We start from the raw sequence: 11142 nt of genomic DNA on the forward strand, positions 1-11142 counted from the left end.
CATGCGCATCGCTCTCGGGATTCAATATGACGGCACGGCGTTTTGCGGCTGGCAGTCGCAGCCGCACGGCAGGACCGTGCAAGACGCGCTCGAGCGCGCCCTGGCCGATTTCGCTTGCAAGCCGCTGCATACGATCGTCGCGGGCCGCACGGACACGGGCGTGCACGGCCTTGGACAAGTCGCTCACTTCGATACCGATCTCGACCGCGAGGAGTTCTCTTGGGTGCGCGGCACGAATGCGTTTTTGCCGCCGTCGGTGGCCGTGCTGTGGGCCAAGCGGATGCCCGACGATTTTCACGCGCGGTTTTCGGCGTTCGAGCGAACGTACTACTACGTGCTCTACGTGAGCCCGGTGCGCTCCCCGATGCTGGCGGGCCGCGCGGGCTGGATCCACACGCCGCTCGACGTCGACGCGATGCGCGCCGCGGCGCAATGCCTGATCGGCGAGCACGATTTTTCGGCGTTTCGGTCGTCCGAATGCCAGGCTAAAAGCCCGGTCAAGCATCTCTATGGCATCGACATCCGGCAGGCCGGCGATTTGATTCATTTTCGGTTTCGCGCGAACGCGTTCCTGCATCATATGGTTCGCAACCTGATGGGCTCGCTCGTTGCCGTCGGCCGAGGCCGCTATCCCGTCTCGTGGCTGGCCGACGTGCTGGCCAGCCGGGATCGCGATCGCGCCGCGCCGACCTTCATGCCCGAGGGTCTTTATCTAGCCCACGTGGGCTACCCCGAGGCGTTCGCGGTGCCGCCCGCGTCCCTCGGCAGCGTGCCATGGAGCGGTATTTGGAGCGAATGAGCCTATGACAAGCATTGCTGCCCCCGATGCAGAGCCCGATGCACGCGCCGCCGGCCAGAACCCCCGACGCACGCGCATCAAGCTGTGCGGCTTGTCGCGCCGGGCGGACGTCGAGCTGGCCATCGAATTGGGCGCGGACGCCATCGGGCTCGTCTTTTATCCGCCGAGCCCGCGCTCGGTCGGCGTGGCCGAAGCCATCGATCTCGCCGCGGGGCTGCCCCCGTTCGTCTCGGTCGTCGGTTTGTTCGTGAATCCGACGGTGGCGTGGATCGGCGAAGTCGCGAGCAACGTCCCGCTGACGATGCTGCAATTTCACGGCGACGAAACCCCGGGGCAGTGCGAGCAACTGGCGGGCGTGGCGGGATTGCCGTGGCTGCGCGCATTACGCATCGGTGCCGATACGCGGCCTTCCGATTTGGTAGAATTGGCCCTCAACTATTCGACAGCCGGCGGCTTGCTCCTCGACACGCTCGTCGAGGGCTATGGCGGCGGCGGGAAGACATTCGATTGGTCACTTATTCCAGCAGAGCTCGCGCGTCGGGCCGTTTTGAGTGGTGGGTTGAACGCGCAAAACGTCGGTGACGCCATTCGGCGCGTGCGCCCGTACGCGGTCGATGTCTCTAGCGGCATCGAAGTGCCGGGCGCGAGGGGCGTGAAGGATCACGCCCGAATGGCGGCGTTCGTGCGCGCGGTGCGCGAAGCGGACGCCGGGTGACAAAGGCAAGGCGGCGCGGCCTGACGAATACGCGCCACGCCGCCGCTGCGAAGAGTGACGACCATGTACAACCTTCCTGATCAACAGGGCCACTTCGGCCCGTACGGCGGCACGTTCGTCGCCGAAACGCTCGTCCACGCCCTGGACGAGCTTCGAATCTCCTACGAGAAGTTCAGCCAAGACCCCGATTTCATCGCCGAGTACGAGCGCGAGCTGAAGTACTTCGTCGGCCGCCCTTCGCCGGTCTACCATGCCAAGCGGTGGAGCGAACTGCTGGGCGGCGCGCAGGTGTTTCTCAAGCGAGAAGACCTCAATCACACGGGCGCGCACAAGGTCAACAACGTGATCGGCCAAGCGCTGCTGGCTAAACGCATGGGCAAGCCGCGCGTGATCGCCGAAACGGGCGCGGGGCAGCACGGCGTGGCCACGGCCACGATCGCGGCACGCTTCGGCATGGAGTGCGTCGTCTACATGGGCTCCGAGGACGTGCGCCGGCAGGCCGCCAACGTCTACCGGATGAAGCTGCTCGGCGCGACCGTCGTTCCGGTCGAATCGGGTTCGCGCACGCTCAAGGATGCGTTGAACGAGGCGATGCGCGACTGGGTGACGAATGTCGAAAGCACGTTCTACATCATCGGCACGGTGGCGGGGCCGCATCCGTATCCGATGATGGTTCGCGATTTCCAGCGCGTGATCGGCGACGAATGCCGAGTGCAGATGCCGGAGTTGACGGGCCGTCAGCCCGACATGGTGATCGCTTGCGTCGGCGGCGGCTCCAATGCCATGGGGATTTTCTATCCGTACATCGACGACGCGGCCGTCAAGCTCGTCGGCGTAGAGGCAGCGGGCGACGGGATCGAGACGGGCCGCCACGCGGCGTCGCTGACAGGCGGCAGCCCCGGCGTGCTGCACGGCAACCGGACCTATCTGCTGCAGGATGAAGACGGCCAGATCATCGAGACGCATTCGGTATCGGCGGGCCTCGACTATCCGGGCGTCGGGCCCGAGCATGCATGGCTGAAGGACAGCGGGCGCGCGCAGTACGTCGCCATCACCGACGAAGAAGCGCTCAAGGCATTTCACGACTGCTGCCGGATCGAGGGCATCATCCCCGCGCTCGAATCGAGCCATGCGCTCGCGTATGCGGCCAAGATCGCGCCGACGTTGCCGCGCGATACGCATTTGCTCGTCAATTTGTCGGGCCGCGGCGACAAGGATATGCACACGGTCGCCGAACGTTCGGGGCTCGCGCTCTGAGCGCCGAGCATTAGTCGGCAATGCGCGATCTCATCGACGAATTCGACGCGCCGCAACCGGCGGCAGCGGGCGGGGCGCTTGGCGGCACGAGCGCCGCACGGCTCCCCATCGATCTGCACAACCGCGATTTCTTGGCGGAGGCGCAGGCGTTGGCCGACGGCTCGATCGACCTCATCGTCGCCGATCCTCCGTATGGCCTCGGCAAGGACTACGGTAACGATTCCGACATGCGTTCGGGCGAGGACTTTCTCGCTTGGACGCGTCGTTGGCTCGAGTTGGCCATCCCGAAGCTGAAGGCGAGCGGTTCGCTCTACGTTTTTTGCACGTGGCAGTACGCGCCGGAAATCTTCTCGTTCTTGAAGACGAAGCTCACGATGGTCAACGAGATCATCTGGGACAGGCGTGTGCCGAGCATGGGGGGCACGACGCGCCGTTTCACGTCCGTGCACGATAACATCGGGTTTTTCGCCGTTTCGAAGGATTATTACTTCGATCTCGACCCGGTGCGCATTCCCTACGACGCGGCGACGAAGAAGGCCCGTTCGCGCAAGTTGTTCGAAGGCAGCAAATGGCTCGAAGTCGGCTACAACCCGAAGGATGTGTGGTCGGTGTCGCGGCTGCATCGTCAACATGCCGAGCGCGTGGATCATCCGACGCAAAAGCCGCTCGAGATCGTCGAGCGGATGGTGTTGTCGAGTTGTCCGCCCGGCGGCCGCGTGCTCGATCCGTTCATGGGAAGCGGCACGACGGCGGTGGCTTGCGCACGGCACGCTCGCGCATTCGTCGGCTATGAGATCAATGAAAACTACTGCGCGATCGCGCGCGAACGCGTGGCCGCCCTCGGCGGCGCACCGTCCGTCGCATCCGCCGTCGCCTCGTGAGCGGCGCGGCGAAGCGCACTTATCGGTAGAGAAGACATCATGTCCCGTATCGAACAGAAGTTCGCGGCATTGGCCGCGCAAAACAAGAAAGGCCTGATCCCGTTCATCACGGCCGGCTATCCGGATCCGGCCCGCACGGTCGAATTCATGCATGCGCTCGTGGCCGGCGGCGCCGACGTCATCGAGCTCGGCGTGCCGTTCTCGGACCCGATGGCCGACGGCCCGGTCATTCAGCGCTCGTCGGAGCGCGCGCTCGCGAACGGCGTCACGCTCAAGCACGTGCTGGCCGACGTGAAGCGGTTTCGGGAGCAAGATGCCGATACGCCGGTTGTCCTCATGGGCTATGCGAATCCTGTCGAACGGATGGGTGTCGATGCTTTCGCCGCGGCGGCCGCCGAAGCGGGCGTCGACGGCGTGCTGACCGTGGATTACCCGCCCGAGGAATCGGCCGGATTCGCCGAGCGGCTGCGCGCGGCCGGCATCGATCCCATCTTTTTGCTTGCGCCCACCTCGACCGACGAACGGATCGCCGCCGTCGGCAAAGTGGCGAGCGGTTACGTCTATTATGTGTCGCTGAAAGGGGTGACCGGCGCCGCAAATCTGGACGTTTCCAGCATCGCGGGTAAAATCCCGGCCATCAAGTCGCAGGTGCGGCTGCCCGTCGGGGTCGGATTCGGTATTCGCGATGCCTCGACGGCGCGTGCGGTGGCCGATGTGGCCGACGCCGTCGTGATCGGCAGCCGCTTGGTTCAGTTGCTCGAAGAGGTACCGGCGGAAACGGCCGCCTCGAAGCTGAAGAGCTTCGTGGCCCAGATTCGCCAGGCGCTGGACGCTGCCTGACGGGGGGCGCACTCGCTGGCACCGGTTGCGGCCGGTTGCGGCCCGATCCGGCGAGTGCGCCGGCTCTCGAAGCGTGGCGGCTCGTACCGGCGCCGGACGGCGAGAGACCTACGCGCCTCGTGCGCGAGAAACAACACTATCTGAAGGAAAAACGATGAGCTGGCTCGACAAACTGCTGCCGCCGAAGATCAAACAGACCGACCCGAAAAGCCGCAAGGGCATTCCGGAGGGGCTCTGGGTCAAGTGTCCGGCTTGCGAGGCGGTGCTGTACCGCAACGACGTCGAGGCCAATCTGCACGTTTGTCCGAAATGCAGCCATCACATGCGCATCGGCGCGCGGGCCCGCCTCGATGCATTGCTCGATGCCGAGGGGCGCTACGAGATCGGCCAGGAAATTGTGCCGGTCGATGCGCTCAAGTTCAAGGACAGCCGCAAGTACCCCGAGCGCATCAAGGATGCGATGGACGAAACGGGCGAAACCGATGCGATGGTCGTCATGGGCGGCGCGATTCATACGCTGCCGGTCGTCGTTTCGTGCTTCGAGTTCGCGTTCATGGGCGGCTCGATGGGGTCGGTCGTCGGCGAGCGGTTCGCGCGTGGCGCGCAAAATGCGCTGGAACAGCAGGTGCCGTTCATTTGCTTTACGGCCTCCGGCGGGGCGCGGATGCAAGAGAGCTTGCTGTCCCTGATGCAGATGGCGAAAACCACGGCCATGTTGACGAAGCTGGCCGACGCCAAGCTGCCGTTCATCTCCGTGCTGACGGACCCGACGATGGGCGGGGTGTCGGCGAGCTTCGCGTTCCTCGGCGACGTCGTAATCGCCGAGCCGAAGGCGCTGATCGGCTTCGCCGGCCCGCGCGTGATCGAGCAGACCGTGCGTGAGAAGCTGCCCGAAGGCTTCCAGCGTGCCGAGTTCCTGCTGCAAAAGGGCGCGATCGACATGATCGTCGATCGCCGCAAGCTGCGCGAGGAATTGGCGCGACTCATCGCGCTGCTCACGCGCCAGCCTGCGGACGCCGTCGCCTAACTCGACTGTTGAACGCTGCATTCATGCGGGGACGGCCCGCGGCTTTGGATGACCACTTTTTCCTCTCTCGACGCCTGGCTCGCGCATCTCGAGTCGGCGCATCCGGTCGGCATCGACATGGGCCTCACGCGCATCGGCAAGGTGAAGGATGCGCTCGGGCTCGAGCTCGATTGCCCCGTCATCACCGTGGGCGGCACGAACGGCAAGGGCTCGACCTGCGCGATGCTCGAGGCGATCCTGCGTGCCGGCGGCTATCGCGTCGGCTGCCATACGTCGCCGCATCTGCTCGAATTCAATGAGCGTGCCCGCATCGACGGCCGCAACGCGACCGATGAAGAGCTGCTTCCGCATTTCGAGGCGGTCGAGGCGGCGCGCACGAGCTTTGCCGAACCGGTTTCGCTGACTTACTTCGAATTCACGACGCTGGCGATTCTGCACTTGTACGCGTCGCTTCCGCTCGATGCGGTGATACTCGAAGTCGGGCTCGGCGGCCGGCTCGATGCCGTCAACATCGTCGATGCCGATTGTGCGGTCGTGACGAGCATCGACATCGATCACACTGAATATCTGGGCGACACGCGCGAGAAGATCGCGTTCGAGAAAGCGGGCATTTTCCGTCCGGGCCGGCCTGCGATTTGTGCCGACCCCGCTCCGCCGCAAACTTTGATCGATCACGCCCATGCGATCGGTGCCGAGCTGTGGCTGTTCGGGCGCGATTTCCGATACGAAGGACAAGCGGGCAGCGAGCGGCAGCAGTGGAGCTACGTCGGCCCCACCTTGCGGCGTTCGGCCCTGGCGTATCCCGCGCTGCGCGGTGCGAATCAGCTCATCAATACGTCGGCGGCGCTGGCCGCGCTCGAGGCGCTGCGCGACCGCTTGCCCGTATCGGCGCAAGACGTGCGGCTCGGCCTTGCCAACGTCGAGTTGCCCGGGCGCTTCCAAGTGCTGCCGGGGCGGCCGTCGGTCGTCCTCGACGTCGGCCACAATCCGCACGCGGCAGCCGTGCTGGCCCAAAATTTGGGCAGCATGGGCTTTTTCCGCTACACCTATGCCGTATTCGGGGCGATGCACGACAAGGACATCGCCGGCGTCGTCAAGCACTTGAAAGGCGAGGTCGACCACTGGTGCGTGACCGATCTGCCGCTCGGACGCGCGGCTCGCGCCGAGGATCTGGAAAGGATCTTGCGCGACGAAGGCGTCGAGGACGGGCCCGACAGCAGCATCAAACGCTTCGGTTCGCCGGCCGAGGCGTTTCAAGACGCGCTGAGCCGGGCGACAGAGGATGATAGAATCGCGGTTTTCGGCAGTTTCTATACGGTTGCCGGCGTGATGGCTTACCGTAAGTCTCGGCAACATTGACCGATGCGTGCCAAATCGATGGCCGCGCGCCCCTCGAACTCAGCGATTCATGGGATTTTTTTCGTTCGGCAAGAAAGACGACGCACCGCGCCGGCGGGGTGCCGCCACAAAATCCGCGCGTGGTAGCGGGGGGGCGTTCGAAGGGCGCGAGCCGCGGCGAGCTCGCCGCAGCGAGCGCACGGGCGATGCCGACGCGATGCTGCTCGATCCGACGCTGCCCGAAAAGCAGCGCGCGCGCCGGCGGCTCGTCGGCGCGATTGCGCTCGTGGTGGCGGCCGTCGTGATCTTGCCGATGGTGCTCGATTCGCACCCGAAGCCCGTGACCGACGATATCGCCATCGATATCCCCACCCGTCCCTCGACTGCTCCGTCTCGCGCGAGCGATGGTAAAGACGACGATACCCAAGCCGGCGTGGTGCCCGATACGGGCGATGCCGGTTCCGGCACCGCGGTAGCCGGCATCGCGTCCGCTCCCGCGCAGGCCGCCGCGCAACCCGCGGCCAAGAACGCCAAGGGGGCCGCCGCGCCGCTCTCCTCGAAGCAGACCGAATCGAAGCCGGTTGCAGCCAAACAGGCACAATCGGCCGCTTCGTCGACGCAGACGGCGCACGCAGGCCCCCACTCGAGTTCCAATTCCAATTCCGGCAAAACAGCCGTCATACCCGCACCGAGCTCGGCCGATGCCGATTCCGGTACGCCGGCTGCTCCGCCCGGCGCGCGGTTTGCCGTTCGCCTCGGCGTGTTCGCGGACGACGCGAGCGCGCGCGCCTGGGAAACGAAGCTCAAGGCCGCTGGCGTGCCCGCCTACACGGAACACCATAAGCAAGCTGACGGCAAGACGCGCACGTTCTTGCTTGCCGGTCCGTTCGCAGACCGCGCGGCAGCATCCGCCGCGGTCGCGAAAGTACGCGACGCCGGTTTGACGGCGAGCGCCGGCAACGCGGGGCAATGACGGCCCGATGCTGACTGCATTCGACTATGCGGCGCTGGCCGTCATCGGTTTGTCGGCCCTGCGCGGCGCGTGGCGCGGGCTGTTGTCGGAAATATTCGGGTTGATCGGCTGGGTGGTGGCTTTTTTTGTGGCTTGCCGCTACGTGCAGCTCCTGGTGCCCTATATTCCAAGCGACTGGCCTGGCGGCGCGCTGACGCAATGGCTGCTGGCATTCGCGGTGATCATGATCGGCGTCGTGCTCGTGGCGAGCGTTGCCAACGCGTTGATCGCGCGGCTCGTGGCCGTGACGGGCCTCGGCGGCGTGGATCGCTCGCTCGGTCTGCTGTTCGGCATCGTGCGCGGTGCCGTGTTCGTGCTGCTGCTGGTGGCCCTCGCGGGGTTGACCGAGTTGCCGAAGCAAGAATTTTGGCGCAACGCGCTGCTGCGGCCCTATGCCGAGCAAGGCGTGCGCGAATTGAAGCCATTGCTGCCCCCGGCGCTCGCGGCGTACGTTCGCGTCTGAGGCACAGGTGCCGGCCGGGCGGCCGGCACCCCTGTTTTCGTATCTTTGAAGGACCCTGCCATGTGCGGCATCGTAGGCGTAGTCTCCCATTCCCCGGTCAATCAACTGATCTACGACAGCCTCTTGCTGTTGCAGCATCGTGGCCAGGACGCAGCCGGCATCGCAACGGCGAACGGCAGCACCTTCCACATGTACAAGGCGAACGGCATGGTGCGCGACGTGTTCCGCACGCGCAACATGCGCAGCCTGCCCGGCACGGCCGGCATTGGTCAGGTGCGGTACCCGACGGCCGGCTCGGCGTCGAGCGCAGAAGAAGCGCAGCCGTTCTACGTGAACGCGCCGTTCGGCATCATCCTCGCGCATAACGGCAATCTCACGAACTGGCAGCAACTGAAAGACGAGATGTTCCGCATCGACCGCCGCCACGTGAACACGAACTCGGATACCGAGGTGCTGCTCAACGTGCTGGCTCACGAAATGCAATTGGCGAGCTCGGGCCTGCAACTCGATCCCGCCACGGTGTTCAAGGCCGTGGCCGGCGTGCATCGCCGCGTGCGCGGCTCGTACGCGATCGTCTCGCTGATCGCGGGCTATGGCCTGCTGGCGTTTCGCGATCCGTTCGGCATTCGCCCCCTTTGCATCGGCAAGCAGGAAACGGCACAAGGCGTCGAGTGGATCGTAGCGTCGGAATCGGTTGCCGTCGAGGGCATCGGTTTCGATTTCGTTCGCGACGTGGCACCGGGCGAAGCGATCTTCATCGACAACGAGGGCAATCTGCACAGCCAGCAGTGTGCCGACAAGCCGAGCCTGAATCCCTGCATCTTCGAATACGTCTATCTCGCGCGTCCCGACTCGGTGCTCGATGGCGTGTCCGTCTATAACGTCCGCCTGCGCATGGGCGACTATCTGGCCGAGAAGATCAAGCGCGTGCTGCCCGGCGTGCCGATCGACGTGGTCATGCCGATTCCCGATTCATCGCGTCCGGCGGCGATGCAGGTAGCGTCGAAGCTCGGCGTCGAATATCGTGAAGGGTTCTTCAAGAACCGCTACGTGGGCCGCACGTTCATCATGCCGGGCCAGGCGGTACGCAAGAAATCGGTGCGTCAGAAGCTGAACGCGATGGCGATCGAGTTCAAGGACAGGAACGTGCTGATCGTCGACGATTCGATCGTGCGCGGCACGACCTCGCACGAGATCGTGCAGATGGCGCGCGACGCGGGCGCGAAGAGCGTCATCTTCGCGTCGGCTGCGCCGCCCGTAAAGTATCCGAACGTCTACGGCATCGATATGCCGACGCGCAGCGAGCTCGTTGCCCACGGCCGCTCGGACGAAGAGGTCGCGAAGATCATCGGCGCCGATCACCTCGTCTATCAGGACGTTGGCGCGCTCAAGCAAGCCGTCAGCGACATCAACCCGGCGCTGACGCGCTTCGAAGCGTCGTGCTTCGATGGCGACTACATCACCGGCGATATCACGTCGCAGTACCTCGATGCGATCGAGCGCGCGCGGCTTTCGCCGCAATCGCAGCTCGAGCGCGATTCGGCAGGCGACGTCGTCGACGGCAGCGTGACGCGTTCACAACTGCATTTGCAGTTGTCGGTCGAGTGAGTGGCGAGCATATGGACGACTCTTTGAACTTCGATACGCTCGCCGTGCGCTCCGGTACCGTGCGAACGGACTACAACGAGCACTCGGAAGCGCTCTTTCTGACGTCGAGCTTTTGCTTCAACAGCGCCGCGGAGGCGGCCGAGCGGTTCAAGCATTCCGAGGACTACTACACGTATTCGCGCTTCACGAACCCGACGGTCACGATGTTCCAGGAGCGCTTGGCCGCGCTCGAGGGCGGCGAGGCCTGCATTGCCACGGCATCGGGCATGAGCGCGATTCTTTCCGTCGTGATGGCCGCGATGCAAGCCGGCGATCACATCGTCAGCTCGCGTGCGTTGTTCGGCTCGACGCTCGGCCTGTTCTCGCAGATCCTCTCCCGCTTCGGCATCAGCACGACCTATGTCGATCCGAACGACCTCGATGCGTGGCAGCAAGCGGTGCGTCCCGAAACGAAGCTATTTTTCGTGGAGACGCCGTCCAATCCGTTGACCGAGCTGTGCGACATCGAAGCCATCGGCAAAATTGCAAAGGCGGCCGGCGCTATTTTCGTCGTCGACAATTCGTTTTGCAGCCCGGCTGTGCAGCAGCCGTTGAAGCTGGGGGCCGACGTCGTCATGCATTCGGCGACGAAGCTCATCGATGGTCAAGGGCGTGTGTTGGGTGGGGCGCTCGTCGGCACGCGCAAGTTCATCATGGAGAAGGTGTTTCCGTTCGTGCGCACGACGGGGCCGACGTTGTCGGCGTTCAACGCCTGGGTGCTGCTGAAGGGGCTCGAGACGTTGGCTCTGCGTGCCGAGCGTCATTCGGCGAGTTCGCTGACCGTTGCGCGGTGGCTCGAAGCGCATCCTGCCGTCAAGCGTGTGTACTACCCGGGGCTCGAATCGCATCCGCAGTACGAACTGGCGCGGCGGCAACAACGCTCGGGCGGTTCGGTGCTCGCGTTCGAGGTGGTGGGCGACACACCGGAAGCGCAACGTGCCAACGCGTGGCGTGTCATCGACGGGACGAAGCTGTGCTCGATCACGGCCAATTTGGGCGACACGCGCACGACGATCACCCATCCGGCCACGACGACGCACAGCCGGATCACGCCCGAGGCGCGTGCGGCAGCCGGGATTACCGAGGCGCTGCTTCGCGTGGCCGTAGGGCTCGAGGATGCGCGCGATATCTGCGCGGATTTGGGGCGGGGGTTGGAGGGGTAG

Annotated in this window: 11 protein-coding genes; all 11 read left to right on the forward strand. The window is 64.9% G+C overall.

Going from position 1 to position 11142, the window contains the following annotated elements; all coding sequences use genetic code 11:
- The first annotated feature begins 1 nt into the window (after position 1).
- The 11 genes from truA to ACTHNZ_RS04025 all read left to right on the forward strand — a co-directional run bounded on the left by truA (position 2) and on the right by ACTHNZ_RS04025 (position 11142).
- On the forward strand, positions 2-799 hold the full coding sequence (truA, locus tag ACTHNZ_RS03975) for a tRNA pseudouridine(38-40) synthase TruA (RefSeq protein WP_440541198.1): 798 nt from the start codon (positions 2-4) through the stop codon (positions 797-799).
- A gap of 4 nt (positions 800-803) precedes the next feature.
- Positions 804-1514 carry a phosphoribosylanthranilate isomerase gene (locus ACTHNZ_RS03980; RefSeq protein ID WP_440541199.1) on the forward strand — a complete coding sequence of 237 codons (711 nt, stop codon included), beginning with the start codon at positions 804-806 and terminating at the stop codon, positions 1512-1514.
- A gap of 63 nt (positions 1515-1577) precedes the next feature.
- A complete protein-coding gene (gene trpB, locus ACTHNZ_RS03985; protein ID WP_440541200.1) occupies positions 1578-2771 on the forward strand; it encodes a tryptophan synthase subunit beta in 1194 nt (397 codons plus the stop codon).
- A gap of 20 nt (positions 2772-2791) precedes the next feature.
- On the forward strand, positions 2792-3652 hold the full coding sequence (locus ACTHNZ_RS03990; RefSeq protein ID WP_440541201.1) for a DNA-methyltransferase: 861 nt from the start codon (positions 2792-2794) through the stop codon (positions 3650-3652).
- A gap of 39 nt (positions 3653-3691) precedes the next feature.
- Complete coding sequence (gene trpA / locus ACTHNZ_RS03995) at positions 3692-4492, forward strand: tryptophan synthase subunit alpha (protein ID WP_440541202.1); 801 nt, start codon at positions 3692-3694, stop codon at positions 4490-4492.
- 154 nt (positions 4493-4646) lie between these two features.
- On the forward strand, positions 4647-5519 hold the full coding sequence (gene accD / locus ACTHNZ_RS04000) for an acetyl-CoA carboxylase, carboxyltransferase subunit beta (RefSeq protein WP_440541203.1): 873 nt from the start codon (positions 4647-4649) through the stop codon (positions 5517-5519).
- Between the two features lie 48 nt (positions 5520-5567).
- Complete coding sequence (gene folC / locus ACTHNZ_RS04005) at positions 5568-6878, forward strand: bifunctional tetrahydrofolate synthase/dihydrofolate synthase (protein ID WP_440541204.1); 1311 nt, start codon at positions 5568-5570, stop codon at positions 6876-6878.
- A 49-nt stretch (positions 6879-6927) separates the two neighbouring features.
- On the forward strand, positions 6928-7830 hold the full coding sequence (locus ACTHNZ_RS04010; RefSeq protein WP_440541205.1) for an SPOR domain-containing protein: 903 nt from the start codon (positions 6928-6930) through the stop codon (positions 7828-7830).
- A gap of 7 nt (positions 7831-7837) precedes the next feature.
- On the forward strand, positions 7838-8332 hold the full coding sequence (locus tag ACTHNZ_RS04015; RefSeq protein ID WP_440541206.1) for a CvpA family protein: 495 nt from the start codon (positions 7838-7840) through the stop codon (positions 8330-8332).
- A gap of 60 nt (positions 8333-8392) precedes the next feature.
- Complete coding sequence (gene purF / locus ACTHNZ_RS04020; protein ID WP_440541207.1) at positions 8393-9940, forward strand: amidophosphoribosyltransferase; 1548 nt, start codon at positions 8393-8395, stop codon at positions 9938-9940.
- Between the two features lie 11 nt (positions 9941-9951).
- Complete coding sequence (locus ACTHNZ_RS04025) at positions 9952-11142, forward strand: O-succinylhomoserine sulfhydrylase (protein ID WP_440541208.1); 1191 nt, start codon at positions 9952-9954, stop codon at positions 11140-11142.

The organism is Trinickia sp. (assembly GCF_051953955.1).
Lineage (GTDB): Bacteria > Pseudomonadota > Gammaproteobacteria > Burkholderiales > Burkholderiaceae > Trinickia.